Here is a 23533-nt window from a genome sequence, read left to right on the forward strand (position 1 = left end):
TGCTGCTTCCCCGGCGCGCCATAGGGCGCGCCGGGGGGCAACAGGCATGATTACCCCTTCGCAGCCGCGCTCGGCAGGGCGCAGGTCTGGGTGTGCTCCACCGATCCGGTTGTGACCCCGTCAGCGTCACGCATCACGGTTTTCCACTTGGCCGTGCCGGTGCCGCTGCCCTCACAGCTCAGTTTCAACCGCACCGGTGATGCGGACGGCTCGGTCACCACGTACTCGTAGGGTGTACAGGCACCCGGCTCGCTGCACCATGCGGGCAGGAGGGTCACGGTAAGCGGGAATTGCGGATTGCCTTCGAAATGCACGGCGGTCGCGCCGCTGCTCAGCGGTGGCAGCGTGATGTTGTCGATGCTACTTAGAAACAGTGGCGTGCAGGCCTTTTCCTCACGAAACAGCCGGACGCCCTTTTCCACGCCTTTCATCGAAGCAGTGCGGAAGACCGGGTCCTGCAGTGCAACCGAATCCTCCGGGTTGGAATGATAGGCGATTTCGACCAGAACAGATGGCATCGTGCCAATGCGATTCTCACCGTGGTTCCCAGCGTTCGCCCCCTCCCGCACGGGGAAATCCTCGTACCCCGGCTGCGCACGTATCAGCTCCCGCATTCCGCACAGAACACTTGTGGCCAGCGCACGATCCTGCGGTTTGTCGACGTGGTAGTAGACCTCGACTCCGCGAACGGAACTTGAGTCATTTCCGTTCGTGTGCAGGCTTATCATCGTGCCCGCGCCCAGATGATTGGCATACAAGGGACGCACACGAATGTCCTCCTTCACTTCCCGGTCGTTGCTGACCAGATTCGGAAGCGAGTTCCACAGATCACCGCGCTCGGGAAGCAGCGCCTTTATGTGATACCTGGACGACATCTGCTCCCATGGCCGGTTCGAATCCGGGTGAAGTTCCATTGATCGACTCCTGGCCCGATGAATCGTCATCGTGCTGCGCTCCTCGAGCAGCCGCTGCAACGCATCCCCATAGGCGGGCGTGATCATGTCTTCCCGAAACCCAAACGCATCCGGGCGCTGGTAGTCCCAATTGAGCGCAGGGTGCACGCGAACCAGTCCGTGACCTGCGGAAACCATCGCGGTTCGGTTCTCAGGATTGCTACTGACGCGAGGAGGTACCTTCAGCTCCTCTGGATAGTAGTACTTGAGCGGATGCCCCTGAAACTGGATGTCAACGTCATTGATCGGAAGCCCGGCTTTTTCCGCGTAGTGCCGAAGGGTCACTGCAAGCTCCTGCAGGAACATTTCATCACCATCCGGCTCTGGTCGGTAGCCATCCTTTACGTCAGCCAGAATTATCTTCGTTGACATATCAATGGACACGCTCACATCAACAACGCGTAGTTCACCCCGGCGCTGGACATGCGCGGAGACCCTCCTTGACGCTTCTTTCTGCAGCACATGAATGAGCTCTGGATCCACGTACCACGGCGCGCCCGAACCAGCATCACTCTTCGGTTGCGGATGACCCGACATGGGTCTCGGTACCTCACGGTCTTTCGAGCTGAAGCTCTCCGTGGCCACGTTTTTCCGTGCGTCCGCCCGCGATTCCTTGCTCTCCACGAATTCGTCATGTCCAAACGTCTGCGCGTTCACGGCAAACGGAACCGCCAGCGCTACTCCCAGGATGAGCGCGCGGTTTCCTGCTGCGAGGCGCGGAATCTTCTTGATCATGTTGATGCTCCTTGAATGTCGTTCGCGAATCGGTCGATGCGCCGGCGAACTCTGCTCTCCGCGATGCCCCCCAAAATGCGCACTTCATCGCACTTTTACGAGGCGTGGAGAATGAGATTTTCTTGTGAGAAACAGACCTCATAAGCTGTCAACATTTTTTTGCGTCGAACATGCGAACGGAGCTCGAAACCACGCCTTGACCTGGACGTTCCGCTGCGCACCGAAGACATGACAAATGGCGCAACTCACCTCCTATGCGCCCCGCATGGGCAATGGCGACGGCTGGATTGCGCTGGACACGCATGGCGTGTCCCTACGGGATGTCGTGCGCGGCACACAGTGCGATTCGGAGGCACCTTTTCCGGCAGACCTGCCCTATCCTTCTGGCATGACCGAGTCACGTTTTCTGCACCGCCTGACCGACCTCCCCGCTGCCGCCTGGGATGCCCTGCACGACGGAACCAACCCGTTCGTCAGCCACGCCTTCCTGGCCGGGCTGGAAGCACACGGCTGCCTCCGCCCGGAGTGGGGTTGGCGTCCGCGCCACTTCACCTTATGGGAGGGAGAAACCCTCGTTGCGGCCATGCCGGGCTACCTCAAGGACAACTCGCACGGCGAATTCGTGTTCGACCACGCCTGGGCCAATGCCTACGCGCGGCACGGGCTGGACTACTACCCCAAGTGGCTGGGCGCGGTACCGTACTCGCCGGTGACCGGACCACGCCTGCTGGCCCGCGATGGCGTCCACCGCGCCGTGCTGGTACAGGCACTGCGCGACGAGGTGGAGCGCATGGGCTGGTCCTCCGCCCACGTCAATTTCCATCCGCAGGACGAAGACCCGGCGTTCGACGCGCGCTGGCTGCTGCGCGAAGACATCCAGTTCCAATGGCACAACCCCGGCCACTGGAGGGATTTCGATGGCTTCCTGGCGGACATGAACCACAAGCACCGCAAGAACATCCGCCAGGAACGGGCCAAGCTGGCCCGCACCGGCATCACCTACCGGATCGTGCAGGGTGACGAGGCCAGCGAGGACGACCTGCAGGCCATGCATGGGTTCTATCTACAGACGTTTGCCGAGTACGGCAACGCGCCCGCGCTTACCCTGCCCTTCCTGCAGCACCTCGCCGCGCACATGCCGCGCCAGCTGGTCATCTTCCTGGCCATGGCCAACGGCGTAGCGGTAGCCGGGGCATTGTGCCTGCGCGGCGGTGACACCCTGTACGGTCGTTACTGGGGCGGCATGCCGCTGGCCGGCCTGCATTTTGAAACCTGCTACTACCAGGGCATCGACTACTGCCTGCGCGAGGGTCTCACGCGGTTCGAACCCGGGGCGCAGGGCGAGCACAAGCTGGCGCGTGGCTTCCTGCCGCAGCGGGTGCGCAGCCGGCACTGGCTGGCCGAACCCGACTTCGCCGGCGCGCTGGCTGGCTGGTGCCAGCAGGAACGCGCCGAGGTTGAACGCTATGCGCAGGCGCTCGCCCTGCACAGCCCGTTCAAGGCCAGGGACCCGGCATGAGCAGACGCCACCCGTGGCAGCTCGACCCGCACCCGGATGCCCCGTTCCCGCCGGCCCACACCGCCCTGCGCGAACCGGACGGCCTGCTGGCGGTCGGTGGCGACCTGTCGCCGGTGCGCCTGCTCAATGCGTATGCGAACGGCATTTTTCCGTGGTTTTCGGATGGCCAGCCACCGCTGTGGTGGTCGCCGGACCCGCGCACGGTGTTCCACACCGACGGCGTGCATCTGTCCTCGCGGTTCCGCCGCCAGCTGCGCCGCAGCCCCTGGGTCCTGCGTGCCGATACCGCGTTCGCGGCGGTGATCGGCGCCTGTGCCGCCAGCCCCCGGCCCGGCCAGGACGGCACCTGGATCACCGACGACATGCGGCTGGCCTACCAGGCCCTGCACGCACTGGGTTACGCCCACTCGGTGGAAGTCTTTGACGGCGAGCGACTGGTAGGCGGCATCTATGGCGTGGCCATCGGCCGGATGTTTTTCGGGGAAAGCATGTTCAGCGCGGCCAGCGGTGGCTCCAAGGTGGCGCTGGCCGGGCTGGCCCGCTTCCTGCACCGCTGGGGCTGGCCGCTGATCGACGCGCAGGTGGAGAACGACCACCTGCTGCGCATGGGGGCCGAGCACCTGCCCCGGGAGCGGTTCCTGCAGCTGGTCAGGCGGCAGGTCCGTGAAGAGGGCTCCGAGGGCACGTGGACCCGGCGATTTGGCGTGATGGCCGCCGCAGAACTGGCCGATGAAGCGCCGCCAGACGCGGCCCGTTAACACAAACTTTGCATCATCCGGCGCGTACGCGTAAAATGCCCGCCCTTAAGGCCAGATCGGCCGTTTACAGAACTGCACAGGACTACATGTCGAAAGACGACTCCATCGAGTTCGAAGGCACCGTGAGCGAAACGCTGCCGAACACCACTTTCCGCGTTCGACTGGAAAACGGGCATGAAATCATTGCTCACATCTCCGGCCGCATGCGCAAGAACTACATCCGCATCCTGACCGGCGACCGCGTCAAGGTTGAAATGACGCCGTACGACCTGACCAAGGGTCGCATCACCTACCGCATGAAATAAGCGGTTGGCGCGGCTCCCTCCCGGGAGCCTCGATCAAAGGCCGGCCTTGCGCTGGCCTTTTTGCGTGGGCGCAATTCAGGTCTTTGGGCCATTGGTCATCGTGACCGTTTTCACCCTGACATCGGTCAGGCTGCCTTGAAGCAGATTCGCCCGCGGCTGAAGGCGTTCACAGTGGCACCCGGTCCATTCCGGACCGCCATCGATTGGCCCCCGTCATGAAAACCCTGTTCACGCTGTGCCTGCTTGCCGCCGCGACCACTGCGGGGTCGGCGTTCGCCCAATCACCCGCCGATGCACCGGCCGGCAGCGACTGCATCTCACTGTCCAGCGACAAACAGCTGGTCCGCAAGAATGCTGATCGCTCCATCCTGCTGCGCAATGGCGGCGATCACTACATCGTGCACCTGGCCACCTCCTGCAACAGCGCCAGCTTCTCGCGGCGCCTGGACTTCACCACCCCGGGCCAGGAAGGCCAGCTGTGCGGCGCGCGTGCCAGCCGCCTGAACACGGACCAGCAAAGCTGCGACGTCACCCGGCTGGAACCCATCAGCGCCAAGCAGTTCGCCAGCCGCGCCCGCTGACTGCCTGGATGAGAAAAGGCCCCGGGGTTACCGGGGCCTCAGTGGTCACTCCACGGTCGCCGGCAACCGGCGCTCAGGCTCGGCCTGGGTTTCCACGAACAGCTCGTCGTCGCGGACGTCGATGCTGACCCGGCCGCCGTTCACCAGCTTGCCGAACAGCAGTTCGTCGGCCAGCGGACGCTTGACCTTGTCTTGGATCACGCGCGCCATCGGGCGTGCGCCCATCAGCGGGTCGAAGCCATGGCGGGCCAGCCAGTCGCGCGCGGTCGGCGTGGCCGACAGGCTGACGTGCTTCTCCTGCAACAGCATTTCCAGCTCGATCAGGAACTTGTCCACAACGCGCAGGATATGCTCGAAGCCCAGCGGCTGGAACTGCACCACCGCATCGAGGCGGTTGCGGAATTCCGGCGTGAAGCTCTTGCGGATCACTTCCATTGCATCGGTGGCATGGTCCTGGCGGGTGAAGCCGATCGAACGCCGCGAGGCCTGGGCCGCGCCGGCATTCGTGGTCATCACCAGCACCACGTTCTTGAAGTTGGCTTCACGACCGTTGGTGTCGGTCAGAATGCCGCGGTCCATGACCTGCAGCAGAATGTTGAAGATGTCCGGATGGGCCTTCTCCACCTCGTCCAGCAGCAGCACGCAGTGCGGGGTCTTGACGATTTTTTCGGTCAGCAGGCCGCCCTGGTCGAATCCGACATAGCCCGGAGGCGCACCGATCAGTCGGCTGATCGAATGCGGTTCCATGTACTCGCTCATGTCGAAGCGGACCAGTTCGATGCCCAGCTGCAGCGCCAGCTGCTTGGTCACCTCGGTCTTGCCCACGCCGGTGGGACCGGCAAACAGGAAGTTGCCGATCGGCTTGTCGGGGTTGCCGAGGCCGGATCGGGCCAGCTTGATCGCCGAGGACAGCGTCTCGATGGCCGGGTCCTGGCCGAAGATCACCATCTTCAGGTTGCGCTCCAGATGCTGCAGCACGTCTTTGTCGGTGGCGCTGACCTGCTTGGCCGGAATGCGCGCCATCTTGGCGATGATGGTCTCGATTTCCTCGATATCGATCAGTTCCTTGCGCTCGCCCTCGGGCAGCAGGCGCTGGCGGGCACCGGCCTCATCGATCACATCGATGGCCTTGTCCGGCAGCAGGCGGTCGCCGATGTGCTTGACCGAAAGATCTACTGCCGCCTGCAGGGCATCGTCGGCATAGGTCACGCCGTGGTGCGCCTCATACTTCGGCTTCAAGCCCTGCAGGATCTCGTAGGTTTCGCCAACGGTCGGCTCGACGATGTCGATCTTCTGGAAGCGGCGGGCCAGCGCCCGATCCTTCTCGAAGATTCCGCGGTATTCCTGGAAGGTGGTGGACCCGATGCAGCGCAGCTCGCCCGACGCCAGCGCGGGCTTGATCAGGTTGGACGCATCCATGGTGCCGCCCGAGGCCGAGCCGGCCCCGATGATGGTATGGATCTCGTCGATGAACAGCACCGCATTGGGCATTTTCTTCAGTGCGGTCAGCACGCCCTTCAGGCGCTTCTCGAAGTCGCCACGGTACTTGGTGCCAGCGACCAGCGCACCCAGGTCCAGCGAGTAGATGACCGCATCGGCCAACACTTCGGGCACCGAGCCTTCCACGATCCGCTTGGCCAGGCCTTCGGCGATGGCCGTCTTGCCCACGCCGGCCTCGCCCACGTACAGCGGGTTGTTCTTGCGGCGGCGGCACAGGACCTGGATGGTGCGCTCGATCTCGTCACGGCGCCCGACCAGCGGGTCGATCCGACCATTGCGGGCCGCATCGTTGAGATTGCTGGCGAATTCGGCCAGGGCGTCGCCCTTGCCTTCGCCCTCGCTACCTTCGGCACGCCCCTCGGCGTCACCGGCCGGCGGCGTTTCGCCCTCCTCGCCCAGCTTGGCAATGCCATGGGACAGATAATTGACGATATCCAGCCGGGTCACGTCCTGCTGGTTGAGGTAGTAAACCGCGTGTGAGTCTTTCTCACCGAAGATCGCCACCAGCACGTTGGCACCGGTGACCTCCTTCTTGCCCGAGGACTGCACGTGATACACGGCGCGCTGCAGCACGCGCTGGAAGCCCAGCGTGGGCTGGGTGTCGCGACCATCATCCTCGGCCAGGCGCGAGACCGAGGCTTCGATGGCCTGCTCCAGTTCCTGGCGCAGGCGCTCGGCATCGGCCCCGCAGGCCTTCAGCACCGCCTGGGCAGACGGGTTGTCCAGCAGTGCCAGCAGCAGGTGTTCCACCGTCATGAACTCATGCCGGGCCTCACGGGCGCGCTTGTAGCACTGTCCGATGGTGTGTTCGAGGTCTTTGCTGAACATGTTCTACTCCGGCGGCAGTTGAGAACAATATGCGGCCTAGCGGCGGAAATTCCATCACCCTGGTGGAAGGGTGCGTTCAGACAGTGTTGGCAGTCGCGGTCCAACGCGCGGACCCATGCCCAGCATCGACCGTCCGCCTGTGACGAGAACGTCATGACCCCTTCGCGCGCCTGCTGCCTCCCCGGCGGCTCCCTGGCGCTGGTACCTGCAGATGACGCGCATGACGTCCTGAAACGGCCATGCGGCACCGGGCTCGGCCCGGCATGGCGATTACCCCGCCTTCTCCATCGTGCACAGCAGAGGATGCTGGTTCATGCGCGAGAATTCATTGACCTGGGCCACCTTGGACTCGGCCACTTCGCGGGTGAACACCCCGCACACGCCGCGGCCGCGGGTGTGCACATGGAGCATCACCTGGGTGGCCTTGTCGATGTCCATGGAGAAAAAGTGCTGCAGCACGGTCACCACGAAATCCATCGGGGTGTAGTCGTCGTTCAACAGCATGACCTGATAGAACGGCGGCGGTGCGACCTCCGGCCGCGCCGGCTCGAGGGCGACGCCATGGTCGTGGTGGGGTTCTTGTGAGGGCTCGCGTGGCATCCGCACAGTATAAACGCGCGCCCTGCCGGATTGGACGCCGCCCGCTGCGCCCGTCACAATTCACTCATCCGCATGACTTCACAGGCTTTTCATGAAGACCCTCCTGGCCCCGCTGCTGCTGGGCGCTGCCTTCAGCGCACAGGCCTCCACGCCCGATCCGGCCGTGGGCAAGGCGCTGGATGCGCTCGGCTACCCTTACGAGGTGGATGAGGACGGTGACTACAAGATGGTGTTCGACGTCGACAACGACCGCACCCAGCTGGTGTTCGTCCGTTCGGCCGTCGAAGACTACGGCAGTCATCGCATCCGAGAGATCTGGTCCCCCGGCTACAACGCGCCCGCGGACCAGTTCACCGCAGAAGTCGCCAACCGCCTGCTGGAGGATGCCCAGGACGCCAAGCTGGGGGGCTGGGTCAAGCAGAAGCATCTAGCCATGTTCGTGGTCAAGATTGACGCCGATGCCGACGGCCCGGTGCTGGCCGACGCCATCGAGGCAGCCACCCACACCGCCGACGCGATGGAGCTGGCGCTGACCGGGCAGGATGAGTACTGACGTGGAACCCGCAACAGCACAGCGCTGGGCTCCCCATGTGACCGTGGCCACTGTGGTGGTCCGCGACGGCCGTCTGCTGCTGGTCGAGGAAGCCATTGACGGCCAGGCGGTACTCAACCAGCCCGCCGGCCACCTCGAGCCGGGCGAAAGCCTGGCCGCCGCTGCCGTGCGCGAGACACTGGAAGAAACCGGCTGGCAGGTCGCGCTGACCGCCTTCATTGGCTGCTACCAGTGGACCGCGCCGGACGGTACCGCGTTCCTGCGCTTTGCATTCGCCGCCGACCCGATCCGCCACGATCCGATCCGGTCGCTGGATGCCGGTATCCTGCAGGCGTTGTGGCTGACCCCGGCGGAGCTGCGCTCCAACCCGCCCCGGCTGCGCAGTCCGCTGGTAAGCCAGGTGGTGGAGGACTACCTCGCCGGCCAGCGCCATCCGCTTGGCCTTTTGAAGGAATCGGCATGAGTACGCCCCGCATCATGGTTGGTGTATCTGGCGGCGTCGATTCGTCGGTGGCGGCGTGGAGGCTGGTGCAGCAGGGCGAGCCGGTGGCCGGGTTGTTCATGCAGAACTGGGCCGATGACGGCAGCGGCGAATGCCGCGCCGAGGACGACCGCCGCGACGCGGTGGCCGTGTGTGGCCTGCTCGACATCCCGTTCCACTTCCGGGATTTCTCGAGCGAGTACTGGCAGGGGGTGTTCGAGCACTTCCTGGCCGAGTATGCCGCCGGCCGCACGCCCAACCCGGATGTGCTGTGCAACCGCGAAGTAAAGTTCAAGCACTTCCTGGATGCCGCCCGGGAGCTCGGCGCCGAACGCATTGCCACCGGTCACTACGCCCGGGTCGCCCAGATCGGGCGACGCTGGGCGCTGCTGCGCGGTGCCGACCGCAGCAAGGACCAGAGCTATTTCCTGCACCAGCTGGGGCAGACCCAGCTGGCCGCCACGTTGTTCCCGATTGGCGACCTGCAGAAGAACGACCTGCGCCGGATCGCCCGCGACGCACGCCTGCCCACCCACGCCAAGAAAGACTCCACCGGCATCTGTTTCATCGGCGAGCGCGATTTCCGCGAGTTCCTCGGTCGCTACCTGCCCGCCCGCAGCGGACAGATCCATGACCCGCAGGGCCAGGTGATCGCCGAGCATCCCGGCGTCTTCTACTTCACGCTCGGGCAGCGCGAAGGCCTGAACATCGGCGGTGTCCGCGGGCGTCCTGCGGCACCGTGGTATGTGGTCGGCAAGGACGTGGCCAGCAACGTGCTGTACGTGGACCAGGACCGCGAAAGCCCGTGGATGCAGTCCACCCGGCTGCATTCGGAGGTGGCGCACTGGATCGCCGGTGCGCCGCCGGCACGGCAGTTTGAATGCACCGCCCAGACCCGTTACCGCCAGCCGGACGAACCATGCGCGGTAACGGTCCGCGACGATGGCACGCTGGAGGTGCGCTTTGCCAATCCCCAGCGTGCCGTCACTCCGGGTCAATCCCTGGTGCTGTATGACGACGAGGTCTGCCTGGGCGGTGCGGTGATCGCCGCCACCGACGCGCCGCTGGAACAGCGGCTGCGGACCACCCCTTCCCCCTTCGAGGTAACTGCTGCATGAGTTTTTCTGTCGACGACCGCGTTCTTGCTCTGGCCGGCATCGCCCAGGCCCTGCAGCAGGTGCGCCGCATCGCCGAAACCGGACATTCCGAGGCGGGCGTGGTCCGCACCGCGATCGACAGCGTGTTCAGGATCGACGCCGACAGCCCACAGGCGATTTACGGCGGCCCGGCCCAGCTGGCTCCCGGCCTGCGCCTGCTGCACAACTACTTCCGCAACCAGGGCCAGGACGAGATCCTGCCACGCCTGGCTCTGGCCGTGCTGCAACTGGAGCGGACGTTCGTGCGTAACTATGACGTGGTCAGTGCGGTCAGCGAGGGCATCGCCCGCGCCCAGCGCCAGGCCAGCGAACTCGGCGACAGCGCCCACCCCGACGTGCTGGCGGCGCTGGGCGCGCTGTATGCCGACACCATCAGCCATCTCAAGCCACGCGTGATGGTCCAGGGCAACCCGCACTACCTGGGCCAGGCCGGCGTCATCGCCGAGATCCGTGCCCTGTTGCTGGCGGCGGTGCGCTCGGCGGTGCTGTGGCGGCAGACCGGTGGTCAGTACTGGGACTTCCTGCTCTCGCGCAAGGCCATGGTCGAGGCTGTGGACCGCCATCTGCGTTGACCCGCGGCAATTTGTGCAGCGCCGCTAAAGCTCCGGGGGGTACGGCCGATACATTCACCGTGCACCTCCCGAGAACGTCCATGTACTCACGCATTTTCATTCGTCTGGCCGCCCCCCTGGTCCTGACCCTCCTGCTCCCCCTGGCCATTGGCCTGGACTGGCCCGCCGCACTGCGCTGGGCGATCCTGACCACGATGACGCTCAGCTGGCTGGGCTTTGCCTGGTGGACCACCCGCGCCCAGGCGCAACGCTCCCCGGAGCATGCCCGGATCCTGCGTGAACAGGACCAGCTGCTGACCGAGCTGCGCCAGTTTGTCGGCAACGAAATCGAAGGTTCGCGGGGTGAAGTCGAGCGTGCCCGTGACCTGATCCGCCACGCGGTGGGCGGTCTGGGCAGCAGCTTCGATGCGATGAACCGCAAGTCCCGCCAGCAGAGCCAGGCCCTGGCCCGCATCGTGGACCGCGCCGGCGAAGACGGTGGTGCCGGTGTCGACGTGGCCCGTTTCGCCCAGCACGCCAGCCACCGCATGGAACAGCTGGTCGAGGCGCTGGAACAGGTCAGCGGCCAGAGCAGCACCACGGTGCAGCATATCGACCAGATGGCCCAGCACCTGGACGGCATCTTTGCGCTGCTGGAAGACGTGAAGTCGATTGCCGACCAGACCAACCTGCTGGCGCTGAACGCCGCCATTGAAGCGGCCCGCGCCGGCGAAGCCGGTCGTGGCTTCGCAGTGGTGGCCGACGAAGTGCGCAACCTGTCCGAGCGCTCGACCACGTTCAACGAGCAGATCCGCAAGCTGGCGCACAGTTCCAAGGACGCCATCGCCAAGGTTCGCGAAACCGTTTCGCACATGGCCTCGCGCGACATGGACCGCTCCCGCGAAGCGCGTCACGAAGCTGCCGCGATGCTCGACAACGTGGCCCAGATCAACGCTTCGCTGGGCGACGGCATGCGCGAGATCTCCGAGTGCGGCCGTGCCATCGACAGCAGCGTGGCCGAAGCGGTTCGCGCCCTGCAGTTCGAGGACATCGCCACCCAGGCCCTGGGCGGCGTGCACACCCACCTGGACCGCCTGACCTCGATCAACCGCGAAGCGCTGGCCCTGCAGGAACTGCTGCACCGCAATGGTGGCGTGTTCGACGAAGAGATCGTCAGCGCCCTGCAGCGTACCGGCAACCGCCTGCGCGACATGCGCGTGGAGTGGGAGCGCCCGCCGCACAAGGCGGTGGCCCAGCAGAACATGTCGGCCGGCGCAGTCGAGCTGTTCTGATCAGATGAACCCTGCCGGTAACGGCAGCCACAACGGCCCCGGCACTCCCGGGGCCGTTGTGCGTGCACAGCTCCCCCCAGCTTTGTAGATGACACCCTCATGCTGTTGAACGCCCCCAATGCAGCACTGATTGCCAGCTCCGTCACCGAAACCGCGGTCGACGCGCTGCGCCCGGCCCCAACACCACCGCCGAACGGCCGCGCGCTGCTGCCGGTGCTGGAGCAGCTGGCGCAGCAGGAACTGGCCCGCCTGGTCGCCGCGCAGCCGGCCCCCACCCCCACCCCCACCTGCAACCCGGCCTACGCCGGCCTCGCCTGGGACCTGGGGCTGAGTGGTGACGAGTTCGATCCGGTCGCGCGCATCCCGTAACGTCGCTCGCGTGATTGCACACGCTGCGTAGAGCCGGGCTCTGCCCGGCTTGCTGTTGGATTTAGGCGAACAGCACTCGGCTCAAGGCATCCCTGGGTTGGCAGATGCCAAATCAACGGCGTTGTCGATCTGGGTCATGCGTTACCGGAAGTTGGGGATTTCACGGCCGTCGTCTGTCGACCGACGCTACCGGGCCGGAACCGCGCGCGGGCTTTGCTCTTCCGTGGCCACCGACGCACTGTCGGGGCGCCCAACAGCAGCCGGGCAGAGCCCGGCTCTACGTAGACCACGCAATGGCGAACGGTTACGGCAGCGCCACAACCTCACGCGGCAGCGTTGCCGCCCCACCCGCTTTCAGGAACTGCGCGAGGTCGCGCGGGGTCAGCGGGCGGGAGTACAGGTAGCCCTGGATCTCATCGCAACCCTGGCGGCGCAGCAGGGCTTCTTCCTGCTCGGTTTCCACGCCTTCGGCCACCACCTTCATGCCCAGTGCGTGGCCCAGGTGCACGATCGCCTGGGTGACCTCGGCCGTGCCTGCGTCATGCAGCATGCCCTGGACGAAACTGCGGTCGATCTTCAAGCGGCCGACCGGGAACCGGTTGAGGTAGTGCAGGTTCGAGAACCCGGTGCCGAAATCATCCACCGCCAACGGTACCCCGTGCCGCTCGAGCACATCGAAGCAATCGCGCAGCACATCGGTGTCGCGGATCAGCGCCGACTCGGTCAGTTCCAGCTCCAGTCGGCTCGGTGGCCAGCCATGTGCGTGGCAGATTTCGATGACCCGCTCGGCAAATCCCCGGTCGCGCAGCTGCACGGCCGACACATTCACCGCGACCCGGTCGAATACCAGCCCCGCGCGATCCCAGGCCGCTGCCTGGCGACATGCTTCGGTCAGGACCCAGTCGCCGATGCGCACAATTTCGCCGCACTTTTCGGCAATCGGAATGAACTCGGCCGGACTGCAGTAGCCGATACCCGGGCGGTGCCAGCGCAGAAGGGCTTCAATGGCCGGCGGCTGGTCGTTGGCGGCGTGCATCAGCGGCTGGTAGGCCAGGCTGAATTCCTCGCGCTCGATCGCGCCCAGCAGCGCATGCTCGATCTCCAGCTTGCGCTGGATCCGGGCCAGCGCATCCTGGCTGTAATACTGGTACGTATTGCGCCCGGCTTCCTTGGCGGCATACATCGCCGCGTCCGCCGCGCGCAGCAGCGAATCGAAATCGCTGCGGGTGTCATCCAGCATGGCAATGCCCACGCTGGCCCCCACCTTCAGGGTAATGTCGCCACGCTGCAGGGGTTCGGCCAGGGACGCGATCAGCTTGCGCGCCACGTGCCCGGCATCTTCCGGGTCGGCCAGGTCGCGCAGCACCACGATGAACTCGTCTCCGCTGAATCGTCCGAACAGGTCGGCATTGCGCAGGGCCTGGTGCAGGCGTGCCGCCGCAGCCTTGAGCAGCGTGTCGCCGGTGGCGTGGCCAAACGTGTCGTTGATGGTCTTGAAGCCGTCCAGGTCGATGAACAGCATCGCCAGGGAGGCATTCCGGTCACGCGCCTCCTCGATCGCCTCGGCAGTCTGCTCGCGCAGCAGCATCCGGTTCGGCAGGCCCGTCAGCAGGTCGTAATGCGCCAGCAGCTCGATGCGCTCGTTGGCTTCACGTTCGCGGGTGATGTCACGGAACAGGACCACGAAACGCGTCGGCAGGCCGTCGCGATGGTCCAGCTCGATCAGCACCTGCACCCAGATGCGCAGGCCGGAATGGCGGTAGAAGCACAGGTCCAGCTGCTCAGGAAGCCCGCCGTCGGCAATGCGGGTCAGTGCCGCCTCGAAGCTGTCACGCGAATCCTGGGTGTACAGCGCCAGCGCCTGGTCCAGGGTGATCGGTTCCTTGCGAAGCCCATGGATGCGGTAGCACTCCTCGGTCCATTGCATGTTCCGGGTGGCCACCTCGATCTCGCAGCCGCCGATGCGGCCCAGCGCGGAGACCCGGTTGAGCAGTTCGGTCCGCCAGCGGATCAGCGCATCGGTCTGATGCTGCTCGGTGATGTTCTGGACCTGGCCGAGCAGACGCTGCATGCGGCCATCCGGGCGCAGCAGCGGCTGCATCCACAAGCGCAGATACAGCACGCCTTCGTTTCCGCGCGGCAGCTCCAGGTCCAGTGTGGCCGGCTTGCCGTCGCGCAGCAGACGCCGCCACGCACGCTGCAGCTCGGTCCGCGAATGCGGTGCCAACACCCGCAGCCAATGCCTCCGGCTCAGCGGTGCCCGGCTCACGCCCAGCAATGCAAGCAATTCCGGCGACCACCAGAACTGGCGGCCATCCGGGTCCCAGGACCAGCTGCCCATGCTGGCAATCCGCTGGGCCTCGCGCAGGTGCAGCTGCTGCTCCAGCAGCTGCACCTCCATGTCCTTCTGGGCCTGGATGTCGGTGTGCGTGCCCACCATGCGCAATGGCTGGCCATCAACCGTGCGTGCCACCACCCGGCCGCGGTCCAGCACCCAGCGCCAGTCGCCCTCCGGGTGACGGATGCGGTACTGCGCGGTATAGACCTCGCCCTCGCCGCGCAGATGTGCGTCCAGCGCGCTGCGCACCGCCGGCTGATCGTCCGGATGCACCTGGGACAGCAGAGCGCTGCCCGCCCCGGCCGGAGCCGCCTCGTCGGCCTCGCGCGGCACATCATCCCAGCGACGCGAGCGTGTCACCGCATCACGCGGCAGGTCCCAGTCCCACAGGCCATGTCCGGCGTGGTCCAGGGCAAGCTCCCAGCGGCTACCCGCATACGGAGCCACCGGCTCGGGCACGCTCAAGGTAAATGCCAGCAGCTGCCCGTCGGCATCATGCACCGCGCGCAGCCAGCCATCGAAGCGGCCACGCGGACCGCCGGGCAGCTGGCATGGAACCAGGCCACCATCGGCCGCCAGCAGGCGCAAAGACTCCAGCAGCTCACCGTAGGCCGCCACGGTCGCCGGCAACCCATGCTCACGCGCGACCGGATTGGCCGCGAGCGGGCGCCCGGTCCGGTCAAGGATGACCAGGGCCGAGGCCAGGGGGTGCTGCAGCAGACTCGCGATAATCCCTTGGTCCACGCGGTAAGACTCCGAAATGCGCACCCGACAGCCGGGAACGTAACCGTTAGCGGCGGACCACGCAGATAGTTGAGTGCCATGTGCGTACCGACCCACTACTATCTATGTACTCCCCGCCCTGCCCCGGTTGCCCTGCCCCCCATGACCGACGCCTCCGGCTCGCTTCCACCCACCGCGCATGACGGCCCGCTGGCCCGCGCGCTGCGGCGCGACCGCTGGCGTGTGGTGCTGGGCTACCTGGTCCTGGCGCTGGTCTGGATCCTCTCCAGCGACGCGGCGGTCCAGATGCTGGCCATGGACCCCGCCGTCGCGGCCCGCTGGCAGACCGTCAAAGGGGCCTTCTTCGTCATCGCCAGCGCCGCAGTGATCTATCTGCTGCTGCGACCACTCGCCCAGCACGTGCTGGATGCCCACGCACGGCTGGCACAGTCGGCGCTGCGCCACCGCCAGCTGTTCGAGGACAACCCCGGTCCGATCCTGGTGTACGACCTGGACACGCTGGAGGTGCTGGACGTCAATCCGGCAGCATGCACGCTGTTCGGCTGGAGCCGGGACGAGTTTCTGGCGTTGCAGATCACCTCGCTGTGGCCGCCTGGCGACGAAGCGGCCATGCATGCCAAGCTGGACCAGATCCGCTCGCAGCCGGAGCAGCTGTGTGTGATCACCGCCGACCTGGTGCTCAAGGATGGCAGTCCCCGACGCATGGAAATGCGCAGCAACTACCTCGACTACGACGGACGACCGGCCCGGCTGCTGATCGCCATCGACCGGACCCGCGAGGACCAGGCCCTGCGCCGCCGCGACCAGGCGCTGGCGCGGGTCGAGGAAGCGCACGAAATGGCCCGCATCGGCGCATGGGAAGTCGATCCGGCCACCGGGCTGGGGCGCTTTGCCGACCAGGTGTACCACCTGCTCGGTCGTCGCCCGCCAGGCGCGCGGCGCTGGCACCGGTTCGAGGAACTGCTGGTCCCGGCCGATTCCTCCACCGCGGCACTGAGCGAACAGCTGCTGCAGGACATGCGCGGTGAGCAGGTCCAGATCGATGTACTGCTCCCCCTGCTGGCCATGGACGGGCGCGCCCTGATGGTGCATCTGCGTGCAGAAAGCGGGACTGACGATGCAGGCCGGCCGCGGGTGCTGGGCACCCTGCAGGACGTGACCGAGCGCGAGCAGTCACGACGCCTGCTGCGCGAGCGTGAAGAACAGTTCCGCGAGCTGGTGCGGGTGCTGCCCGACGGCGTGGTGATCCTGTCTGACGAGCATGTGCTGTACGCCAACGCCTGCGCCGCCGCGCAGTTCGGGTATGGCCAGCACACCCTGCTGGGCGAGCCGCTGTCTGCGCTGGTGGAAGCGCACCACCTCGCGCGGGTGCGGGCGCAGCTGTTTGCGACCATTCCGCTTCCCGGCACGGGTGCCGGCGAAGTCATCGGCATGCGCCGTCTCGACGGCCAGTGCTTCCAGGCTGGGCTGGCCGTTGGCGACGTCCGTTATGGCGGCCGCAACTGCAAACTGCTGATCGTGCGTGACCTGACGGAGCCGGAACGGATCCGGCAGGCGCTGGAAACCAGCAACGGAGAGCTGCAGGCCATGGCCGGCCGTCTGTTCTCGCTGCAGGAAGACGAACGCCGCGCCATTTCCCGCGACCTGCACGACGACATCGGGCAGGCGATCACCGCCATGAAACTGTCAGCCTTCGCCGCCCGCGACGAAGAGGATGCACACAGACGCGGCGAGGATCTGCAGCAGATCATCCACATGGCAGACGCCACGGTCGCCAAGGTACGCGACATCTCCACCCTGCTGCGTCCGCCGCAGCTGGATGCCCTGGGGCTTGAAGCGGCTCTGCGCTGGCAGGCCGGCATGCTGTTCCGTTCCGGCAGCGTCGAGCTGCTGGCGGACATCCAGACGCTGCCACGCCGCCCGGGCAACGACATCGAGCAGGCCTGCTTCCGCATCGCACAGGAAAGCCTCACCAACGTCCTGCGCCATGCGCGCGCCAGCCAGGTGCTCGTGCACCTTCACGACGTGGACGACCACGGCCTGCACCTGCAGGTCCGCGATGACGGCGAAGGGTTCGACCCGGATGGCCCGCGCGGGTTGGGGCTGATCGTGATGCGCGAACGTGCGCAGAGCGTGGGTGGCACCCTCAAGATCGAGTCGGCGCACGGTGCCGGCACCCTGATCGACCTTTATCTGCCGTACCGCAGCAGCGGTCCGGCCACTTCTGAATCACTGGAACACTGAGTCATGTGGAACCCTTCCCTGCCCCTGGTCAGCATCGAGGACGCCCCTGCGCGCCTGGGCGCGGGCAACCCTGAACTGCAGGCCATGGTGCACGAGGCCGCCTCCGGTGGCACGCCGCTGATGCTCATGCACGTGGACATCGACCATTTCGCGTCGGTCAACGAGAACATGAGCGCGGAGGTGGGTGACCAGGCCCTGGTGCTCATTGCCCAGCGCCTGCAGCACCACCTGCGCGGGCGCGGCAAACTGTGGCGCCATGGCAGCGACGAGTTCCTGATTGCCGTGCCGCGGACCGGCGACCTGCCGCTGCCCGATGACCTCGCCGAGGAAATCCGCCAGCAGCTGGAGCTGCCCCTTTCGGTGCTTCCGTACACACTGTTCATGACCGGCAAACTCGGCGTGAGCCTCTGTCCGGAGCATGCCAGCGAGCCATCCCGCCTGCTTGATCATGCCGAAGACGCGCTCCACCAGGCCGCACGCGAAGGTGGCAATGCGGTGCGCATCCATGCGGTGAACACACCGTCCAGCGCCCACAGCGAAAGCATCATCGCGCGACAGATCGTCGATGCCATTCCCAACGGCGAACTGAAGCTGCGCTACCAGCCACTGGTGAGCGCGCGCGATGGCCATGTGGTGGGCATGGAGGCGCTGCTGCGCTGGCAGTCCCCTACCCTGGGCATGCTGGTGCCGGAGCGCTTCATGCGCACCGCCGAGCGCCTGGGCATCATCGTGCAGATCGGCACCTGGGTGCTGGAAGGCGCGCTGAAACAGGCACGACAGTGGCGCGACCAGGGTTTTGATGACTTCACCATTGCAGTGAATGTGTCGACGCTGCAGCTGCTGCGGCCGAACTTCTTCGCCGAGGTGATGGCGATGATGCAGACGCTGGGGGTACCGGCGCACATGCTGACGCTGGAGATCAACGAAAGCGCGCTGACCAACAACGTGAACTTCGTGCACGAAACCCTGGTGAACCTGCGCAACGAGGGCATCAGCCTGAGCCTGGACAACTTCGGCACGGGCGACTCCAGCCTGAGCGCACTGGTGCGCTACCCGGTGGACAAGCTGAAGATCGACCGCAGCTTCATCAAGAGTGCTCCGGCCGGTAACCGCGAAGCCGCCATTGCCCGCGCGATCATCGCGATGGGCCATCAGCTGGGCATGACGGTGATCGCCAACGGCGTGGAGTCGCAGGCGCAGCTGGGCTTCCTGCGTCGCAACGACTGCGATGTGTTCCAGGGCTATCTGTTCGGCGAACCGATGTCGGCGGACGCGGCAGGCATGACCCTGCGCCGGCGCTATCTGCGCCCGGAGGCCTTCGCCGAGACCCGCCCGGACCGGACGCTGCTGCTGCTGGACGACGAGGAGAACGTGCTGCGCTCGCTGGTGCGTCTGTTCCGTCGCGACGGCTATCGCATCCTGGCAGCGGGCAACGTCCGCGATGCCTTCGACCTGCTGGCGATCAACGACGTACAGGTGATCCTGTCGGACCAGCGCATGAGCGACATGAGCGGCACCGAGTTCCTGGGCCGGGTGAAAATGCTCTACCCGGACACGATCCGGCTGGTGTTGTCCGGCTACACCGACCTCAATACGGTCACCGACGCAATCAACCGCGGCGCGATCTACCGCTTCCTGACCAAGCCCTGGAACGACGACGAGCTGCGCAAGCACATCCACCAGGCCTTCCGCACCCACGAAGAACAACGCCGCGCCAACACCGCACCGCCGGTCGCCGCCGAAGACGAGCCCTGATTTTGGCTACACGCATTGCGATTGCCTGCTCTACGTAGAGCCGGGCTCTGCCCGGCTGCTGTTGGTTTTAGGCGAACAGCCGGTGGCCGATGATCTACGTGCTTTGGGCCATCGGATGGCCCTTCGATACATGGTCGGTGGCCATGGGAATGCCGAATCAACGGCAGCGTTCCGTGCTTTTGATCTTCGATGGCCACCGACGCACTGTCGATGGCGGGTCGGGATGGGCTGGAGGGGGCACGAGCCGCATGGATGCGGCGATGAGCTTACATGGACGTATTCACAGCGTCCCCCGGAACGCCCGTCCCGAGCCGCCAATCCAGAGGACCGATGCCCACCGGCTGTTCGCCCAAAGCCAACATCAGCCGGGCAACGCCCGGCGGTACGTAGATCGTGCAACCAGGGCGGTTCGCGAACAACTCACCGCGGCTGCTTGATCGGCAGCACCAGGCGGAACTTCGAACCTACGCCGGGGGTGCTGTCCAGGTCGATGCGACCGTGGTGCTTGTTGACGATGCTGTAGGAGATCGACAGGCCCAGGCCGGTGCCGCTGCCGACCGGCTTGGTGGTGAAGAACGGGTCGAAGATGCGCTGGCGCAGTTCCGGCGAAATACCGCCGCCGGTGTCCTCGAACTCCACCCAGACGGTGTCACCGTCCACGCCCGTGCGCACCGTGATCGTGCCGCGCTCGGCAATGGCGTGGCCTGCGTTGAGCAGCAGGTTCATGTACACCTGGTTCAATTCCGAAGGCAGGCATTCCACCAGCGGCAGCTGGCCGAACTCGCGCTTCAGGTCGACCTTGTACTTCAACTCGTTCCAGATGATGTTGATCGTCGATTCCAGACCCGCATGCAGGTCCACCAGCTTCCACGACTCATCGCGACCCGAGTATGAGAAGTCCTTGAGGTCACGCACGATACGTGTCACCCGCTCGATGCCCTCGCGGGACTCGGCCATCAGCTGCGGCAGGTCGCGGCTGATGAAGTCGATATCGAAGCGGTTGCGGATGTCGTCGATTTCCGGGATCAGCGCCTTCGGATCCGGTGCCCGCAAGGCACGCTCGTACGCCTCGATCACCGTGAACAGGCTGCGCAGGTATTCCTGCAGGCTGCCCAGGTTGGAGTGCACATAGCCGATCGGGTTGTTGATCTCATGCGCCACGCCGGCCGCCAACTGGCCGATCGACGCCATTTTCTCGGACTGCAGGAGCTTTTCCTGGGTGCCGTTCAGACGCAGATACGCCTGCCGCAGCTCCGCATGCCGCTGCTGCAGTTCGCGTTCATAGTCTTCCTGGCCCTCGATCCGACGGAACAAGGCCAGGTAGTGGCGCTGCCCGGCATCATCATGGTGATAGACATGGACGATCACCATGCGCTCACCCACCGGCAGGCTGCCGTTCCAGTGGCCGTGATTGCGGGCGTGCTCCAAGGCATCCGGCGGCAACAGCTGGCGCAGCCAATTGGCCGGGTTCAAGCCCGCTTCGCGCTCGGCCGGGGCCAGCATCCCGCGCACGGCGGCATTGGCCATCGCAATGCTGCCGTCCTCGCGGAACAGCAGTACGCCTTCATTGATCTGCTCGAACAGGGCCAGCAGCACCGGCTGCGGCGGCAAGGCGGCGGTAACGAACGTATGGGGTGTGGGCACGGTCAATGGGGGCTGTTGAATCCGACGCCCAATATAACCGCCTTCAGATGTGGCGGGTGCGACGCACCCGCCTGCGCTCAGGCAACGGCCAGCGGACGGCGCGTGTGCAGCGTGTTCGATTGGCCCTTGGCGTCGTAGGCCGAGGATTCCTCGCTGCGGCCCAGCTGACGCAGCGCCCAGTTCACCTCGCGGCGGCGACGCGACAGCAGCACGCCATTGGCGCGGTTGCGCTCGGCCAGCTCCTGCAGCCGTTCGGCGTGACCCACCGGCGGTGTGCCCTCCAGGGCACGCAGCGCCTCCAGCTTGGCGCTGGTCGCGCGGATCAGGGCCTGTACATCATGGTCCACCAATGCCTGGCGCTCGACGTCCAAGGCATCGCTCAGGCGCTGCAATGGCTCGCTCATCGCCGGCTTCATCCCTGCAGCTGCTGGTCCAGCTCAAGCATGCGCGAGGCGATCGCGTCCGGGTTGATCTTGTAGGTGCCGTTCTGCAGCGACTCGCGCACGGCCTGCACGCGGTTCGCGTCGATGGCCGGGGCGGCGCTCAGTTCGCGCTGCAGCGCCTGCAGGCTGGTAGCCTCGCCGGTCAGCTTCAGGCTGGCAGCGGCATCCACCGGGCGCGCCGGGGAATCGGTGCTGACGCTGGGCTTGTTGCCCGGCGCAATGCTGCGCAGATGGGCGGTGGCCTGCAGGTTGCCGTCGATTTTCTGGCTCATGGAATTGTCCTGGGGAATTGCGTTCACAAGGGATAACGGCACGGGGACCGCCATCTTTAGGGGCTTTTGCGGTTTTTTTCCACTTTCCGCCCCGGATTCAGAAATCTGTTCAGCGCGTCACAAAAACGTCGCCACTGCCCGCCACGGTACCCTGCACGATCTTGCGTGACGACAGGTTCTCGACTGACACCCGTTCATTTTCACCGGCGTCGGCCAAGGCCTTGCCAGCCACCCGTACCTCCACCCCGCCCCGGCGCGACACCAGCGAAACGCTGTCGCCCCGGCGGATCAGCCGCTGCGCCACCAGATCGTTGGCGGACAGCAGGCTGCCAGCAGCCAGCGTGCGTCGGGCCACCCGCCCGACCGCTGCGGCCGGATCGGCCAGGGCAGCCCCGGCAATCCGCGCCGCATCACGCTGCGCAGTGGTGATATCGGCCACGCCGATGGTTTCTCCAGCGGCGATGCCGCGGTTGAGAACCAGCACGGTCTGGTTGCGGCGGACCTTGACCGGTACAAACAGCCGCCAGCCTCCGGCATCGGGGCAACTGACCTCCACCGTACTGGTTGCGGTGGGTTGCGCCACCAGGGCCTGTCCACATGCGGGCAGGCGCAGGGCCGAATCCAGCGTGGTCTCGCCCTCGCTGCCGGCCGTCAGCGTGGACAGCGCGGCCGCACGGATGGATTCCACGGGCTGCCAGGCACCCGCCGCCATGGCGGCAGGGCTGCCGAATCCGGCCAGGATGATCACGAAGGTGGCGATAAGAGTACGCATGGCGACTCCCGGGTTGGGACACATGGGCCGGATGATGCAATTGCTGTGCCGCAATCGGCGCTCAAGGGATCGCCGGGCACGCCGATACCCCCTCCATGTCACATGACCTGCTCAATCGCATCGACCAGCGGACGCGTCTGGCTGGCCACAACCGCCTCGCCCTGCTGCTGTTCCGGCTGGGCGGACGTCAGCTTTTTGGCGTGAACGTCTTCAAGGTGCAGGAAGTCCTGCGCCGGCCGGAGCTGTTCCAGGTGCCGGGGCTGCCCAGCCAGTTCGCCGGCGTTGCCGACGTCCGCGGCCGTTCGGTGCCGGTGCTCGACCTGGGCCTGGCCATCGGCCACCCCGAACGTGAGCCGGATGCCGACAAAGCGCCGGGCTATCTGGTGGTGACCGAGTTCAACCGGTCCATCCAGGGTTTCCTTGTCAGCGGCGTCGAGCGCATCGTCAACATCGCGGTGGAAGACATCCATCCGCCGCCGGAGCTGGGCGCTGAATCGAGCTACCTGACCGCGGTCACGCGTTTCCAGGGCGAACTGATCCAGGTCATCGACGTGGAAAGCGTGCTGGCCGACATCGCCCAGATCCGGGGCGAAGCGGTGCTGGACCCCTCGATGGCGCTGCCCGCCGATGCCCCGCAGCTGCAGGTACTGGTGGTGGACGACTCGCGCGTGGCCCGCCAGCAGATCCGCAGCGTGCTCGACCAGCTGGGCGTGGGGGCCACCCTGCTCTCGGACGGCAAACAGGCGCTGGACCACCTGCTGCAGATCCATGCCTCGGGCGAGAATCCAGCCGAGCGCTACGCCATGGTCATCTCCGACATTGAAATGCCGGCGATGGACGGCTACACCCTGACGACGGAAATCCGTCGCCATCCGGGTCTGGCCGGCCTGTACGTCCTTCTTCACACCTCCCTCTCCGGCGTCTTCAACAACGCCATGGTCGAGCGGGTCGGGGCCAACGCCTTCGTCGCCAAGTACTCCGCCCACGAACTGGCCGATCTGGTCCTTGAGCGGTTGCGGAAGGTGGCGTTGGCGGCTTAGCGCGAAGAGCAGCCGGGCAAGCCCGGCTCTACGTCTCTCCGGTGAGGAGCCCCCTTGTTGTTCAAGGGGGCGCGCCGCAGGCGGGGGGATAAGGTGGAA

Annotated in this window: 21 protein-coding genes; 13 read left to right on the forward strand and 8 right to left on the reverse strand. The window is 65.9% G+C overall.

Going from position 1 to position 23533, the window contains the following annotated elements; genetic code table 11:
* Nucleotides 1-50 precede the first annotated feature (50 nt).
* On the reverse strand, nt 51-1688 hold the full coding sequence (locus EGJ34_RS03240) for an N-acetylmuramoyl-L-alanine amidase (RefSeq protein ID WP_125359064.1): 1638 nt from the start codon (nt 1686-1688) through the stop codon (nt 51-53).
* Between the two features lie 388 nt (nt 1689-2076).
* Between EGJ34_RS03240 and EGJ34_RS03245 the strand changes: the two genes are divergently transcribed.
* From EGJ34_RS03245 to EGJ34_RS03260, 4 genes are all read left to right on the forward strand, one after another.
* Nucleotides 2077-3207 carry a GNAT family N-acetyltransferase gene (locus tag EGJ34_RS03245; protein WP_125359130.1) on the forward strand — a complete coding sequence of 377 codons (1131 nt, stop codon included), beginning with the start codon at nt 2077-2079 and terminating at the stop codon, nt 3205-3207.
* Complete coding sequence (gene aat / locus EGJ34_RS03250) at nt 3204-3965, forward strand: leucyl/phenylalanyl-tRNA--protein transferase (protein ID WP_125359066.1); 762 nt, start codon at nt 3204-3206, stop codon at nt 3963-3965. Before EGJ34_RS03245 ends, aat begins: the two co-directional genes overlap by 4 nt.
* 86 nt (nt 3966-4051) lie before the next feature.
* Nucleotides 4052-4270 carry a translation initiation factor IF-1 gene (gene infA / locus EGJ34_RS03255; RefSeq protein WP_005409596.1) on the forward strand — a complete coding sequence of 73 codons (219 nt, stop codon included), beginning with the start codon at nt 4052-4054 and terminating at the stop codon, nt 4268-4270.
* Nucleotides 4271-4485: 215 nt separating this feature from the next.
* Nucleotides 4486-4851, forward strand: coding sequence for a hypothetical protein (locus tag EGJ34_RS03260; protein WP_125359068.1), 366 nt, complete (start codon nt 4486-4488; stop codon nt 4849-4851).
* A 45-nt stretch (nt 4852-4896) separates the two neighbouring features.
* Here EGJ34_RS03260 and clpA read toward each other — a convergent pair whose 3' ends face one another.
* Complete coding sequence (gene clpA, locus EGJ34_RS03265; protein ID WP_125359070.1) at nt 4897-7179, reverse strand: ATP-dependent Clp protease ATP-binding subunit ClpA; 2283 nt, start codon at nt 7177-7179, stop codon at nt 4897-4899.
* A 270-nt stretch (nt 7180-7449) separates the two neighbouring features.
* Nucleotides 7450-7779 (reverse strand): ATP-dependent Clp protease adapter ClpS, encoded by a 330-nt coding sequence (gene clpS / locus EGJ34_RS03270; protein WP_125359072.1) that lies wholly within the window; start codon nt 7777-7779, stop codon nt 7450-7452.
* Between the two features lie 91 nt (nt 7780-7870).
* Here clpS and EGJ34_RS03275 point away from each other — a divergent pair, with 91 nt between their 5' ends.
* From EGJ34_RS03275 to EGJ34_RS03300, 6 genes are all read left to right on the forward strand, one after another.
* Nucleotides 7871-8332 carry a hypothetical protein gene (locus EGJ34_RS03275; RefSeq protein ID WP_125359074.1) on the forward strand — a complete coding sequence of 154 codons (462 nt, stop codon included), beginning with the start codon at nt 7871-7873 and terminating at the stop codon, nt 8330-8332.
* Complete coding sequence (locus EGJ34_RS03280) at nt 8322-8795, forward strand: NUDIX hydrolase (protein WP_125359076.1); 474 nt, start codon at nt 8322-8324, stop codon at nt 8793-8795. Before EGJ34_RS03275 ends, EGJ34_RS03280 begins: the two co-directional genes overlap by 11 nt.
* A complete protein-coding gene (mnmA, locus tag EGJ34_RS03285) occupies nt 8792-9931 on the forward strand; it encodes a tRNA 2-thiouridine(34) synthase MnmA (protein ID WP_125359078.1) in 1140 nt (379 codons plus the stop codon). Before EGJ34_RS03280 ends, mnmA begins: the two co-directional genes overlap by 4 nt.
* Complete coding sequence (gene hflD / locus EGJ34_RS03290) at nt 9928-10542, forward strand: high frequency lysogenization protein HflD (RefSeq protein ID WP_125359080.1); 615 nt, start codon at nt 9928-9930, stop codon at nt 10540-10542. The genes mnmA and hflD overlap by 4 nt, the downstream gene beginning before the upstream one ends.
* A gap of 80 nt (nt 10543-10622) precedes the next feature.
* Entirely contained in the window at nt 10623-11813 is a 1191-nt protein-coding gene (locus EGJ34_RS03295; RefSeq protein WP_125359084.1) for a methyl-accepting chemotaxis protein, read from the forward strand.
* Nucleotides 11814-11912: 99 nt separating this feature from the next.
* Complete coding sequence (locus EGJ34_RS03300) at nt 11913-12182, forward strand: hypothetical protein (RefSeq protein ID WP_125359087.1); 270 nt, start codon at nt 11913-11915, stop codon at nt 12180-12182.
* 304 nt (nt 12183-12486) lie between these two features.
* Here the strand turns inward: EGJ34_RS03300 and EGJ34_RS03305 are convergent, their stop codons facing one another.
* Complete coding sequence (locus tag EGJ34_RS03305; RefSeq protein ID WP_125359090.1) at nt 12487-15264, reverse strand: bifunctional diguanylate cyclase/phosphodiesterase; 2778 nt, start codon at nt 15262-15264, stop codon at nt 12487-12489.
* A gap of 141 nt (nt 15265-15405) precedes the next feature.
* Here EGJ34_RS03305 and EGJ34_RS03310 point away from each other — a divergent pair, with 141 nt between their 5' ends.
* Nucleotides 15406-17508, forward strand: a complete 2103-nt coding sequence (locus tag EGJ34_RS03310) for a PAS domain S-box protein (RefSeq protein WP_125359093.1) — start codon at nt 15406-15408, stop codon at nt 17506-17508.
* A gap of 3 nt (nt 17509-17511) precedes the next feature.
* A complete protein-coding gene (locus EGJ34_RS03315; protein WP_125359096.1) occupies nt 17512-19263 on the forward strand; it encodes an EAL domain-containing protein in 1752 nt (583 codons plus the stop codon).
* A gap of 420 nt (nt 19264-19683) precedes the next feature.
* Here the strand turns inward: EGJ34_RS03315 and EGJ34_RS03320 are convergent, their stop codons facing one another.
* The 4 genes from EGJ34_RS03320 to flgA all read right to left on the reverse strand — a co-directional run bounded on the left by EGJ34_RS03320 (nt 19684) and on the right by flgA (nt 22394).
* On the reverse strand, nt 19684-20907 hold the full coding sequence (locus EGJ34_RS03320; protein ID WP_125359098.1) for an ATP-binding protein: 1224 nt from the start codon (nt 20905-20907) through the stop codon (nt 19684-19686).
* A 77-nt stretch (nt 20908-20984) separates the two neighbouring features.
* Nucleotides 20985-21323 (reverse strand): flagellar protein FlgN, encoded by a 339-nt coding sequence (locus EGJ34_RS03325; RefSeq protein WP_125359100.1) that lies wholly within the window; start codon nt 21321-21323, stop codon nt 20985-20987.
* Entirely contained in the window at nt 21320-21622 is a 303-nt protein-coding gene (flgM, locus tag EGJ34_RS03330; RefSeq protein WP_125359102.1) for a flagellar biosynthesis anti-sigma factor FlgM, read from the reverse strand. The genes EGJ34_RS03325 and flgM overlap by 4 nt, the downstream gene beginning before the upstream one ends.
* 109 nt (nt 21623-21731) lie before the next feature.
* Entirely contained in the window at nt 21732-22394 is a 663-nt protein-coding gene (gene flgA / locus EGJ34_RS03335) for a flagellar basal body P-ring formation chaperone FlgA (RefSeq protein ID WP_125359104.1), read from the reverse strand.
* A gap of 95 nt (nt 22395-22489) precedes the next feature.
* On the opposite strand from flgA, the gene EGJ34_RS03340 reads away from it, so the two are divergent.
* Nucleotides 22490-23434: a chemotaxis protein gene (locus EGJ34_RS03340; RefSeq protein ID WP_125359106.1), complete on the forward strand. Its 945-nt coding sequence runs from the start codon at nt 22490-22492 to the stop codon at nt 23432-23434.
* The last annotated feature ends 99 nt before the right edge of the window (nt 23435-23533 follow it).

It is taken from the genome of Stenotrophomonas sp. 278, from assembly GCF_003935715.1.
Lineage (GTDB): Bacteria > Pseudomonadota > Gammaproteobacteria > Xanthomonadales > Xanthomonadaceae > Stenotrophomonas > Stenotrophomonas maltophilia_AH.

Excerpts from the sequence above, each read along its gene's own strand:
- flgM (WP_125359102.1), bottom strand. The coding sequence starts at position 21,622 with ATGAGCCAGAAAATCGACGGCAACCTGCAGGCCACCGCCCATCTGCGC.
- flgA (WP_125359104.1), bottom strand. The coding sequence starts at position 22,394 with ATGCGTACTCTTATCGCCACCTTCGTGATCATCCTGGCCGGATTCGGC.
- EGJ34_RS03310 (WP_125359093.1), top strand. The coding sequence starts at position 15,406 with ATGACCGACGCCTCCGGCTCGCTTCCACCCACCGCGCATGACGGCCCG.
- EGJ34_RS03280 (WP_125359076.1), top strand. The coding sequence starts at position 8,322 with ATGAGTACTGACGTGGAACCCGCAACAGCACAGCGCTGGGCTCCCCAT.
- EGJ34_RS03340 (WP_125359106.1), top strand. The coding sequence starts at position 22,490 with ATGTCACATGACCTGCTCAATCGCATCGACCAGCGGACGCGTCTGGCT.
- clpA (WP_125359070.1), bottom strand. The coding sequence starts at position 7,179 with ATGTTCAGCAAAGACCTCGAACACACCATCGGACAGTGCTACAAGCGC.
- EGJ34_RS03245 (WP_125359130.1), top strand. The coding sequence starts at position 2,077 with ATGACCGAGTCACGTTTTCTGCACCGCCTGACCGACCTCCCCGCTGCC.
- aat (WP_125359066.1), top strand. The coding sequence starts at position 3,204 with ATGAGCAGACGCCACCCGTGGCAGCTCGACCCGCACCCGGATGCCCCG.
- EGJ34_RS03295 (WP_125359084.1), top strand. The coding sequence starts at position 10,623 with ATGTACTCACGCATTTTCATTCGTCTGGCCGCCCCCCTGGTCCTGACC.
- infA (WP_005409596.1), top strand. The coding sequence starts at position 4,052 with ATGTCGAAAGACGACTCCATCGAGTTCGAAGGCACCGTGAGCGAAACG.
- EGJ34_RS03325 (WP_125359100.1), bottom strand. The coding sequence starts at position 21,323 with ATGAAGCCGGCGATGAGCGAGCCATTGCAGCGCCTGAGCGATGCCTTG.
- EGJ34_RS03275 (WP_125359074.1), top strand. The coding sequence starts at position 7,871 with ATGAAGACCCTCCTGGCCCCGCTGCTGCTGGGCGCTGCCTTCAGCGCA.
- clpS (WP_125359072.1), bottom strand. The coding sequence starts at position 7,779 with ATGCCACGCGAGCCCTCACAAGAACCCCACCACGACCATGGCGTCGCC.
- mnmA (WP_125359078.1), top strand. The coding sequence starts at position 8,792 with ATGAGTACGCCCCGCATCATGGTTGGTGTATCTGGCGGCGTCGATTCG.
- hflD (WP_125359080.1), top strand. The coding sequence starts at position 9,928 with ATGAGTTTTTCTGTCGACGACCGCGTTCTTGCTCTGGCCGGCATCGCC.
- EGJ34_RS03260 (WP_125359068.1), top strand. The coding sequence starts at position 4,486 with ATGAAAACCCTGTTCACGCTGTGCCTGCTTGCCGCCGCGACCACTGCG.
- EGJ34_RS03315 (WP_125359096.1), top strand. The coding sequence starts at position 17,512 with ATGTGGAACCCTTCCCTGCCCCTGGTCAGCATCGAGGACGCCCCTGCG.
- EGJ34_RS03300 (WP_125359087.1), top strand. The coding sequence starts at position 11,913 with ATGCTGTTGAACGCCCCCAATGCAGCACTGATTGCCAGCTCCGTCACC.
- EGJ34_RS03240 (WP_125359064.1), bottom strand. The coding sequence starts at position 1,688 with ATGATCAAGAAGATTCCGCGCCTCGCAGCAGGAAACCGCGCGCTCATC.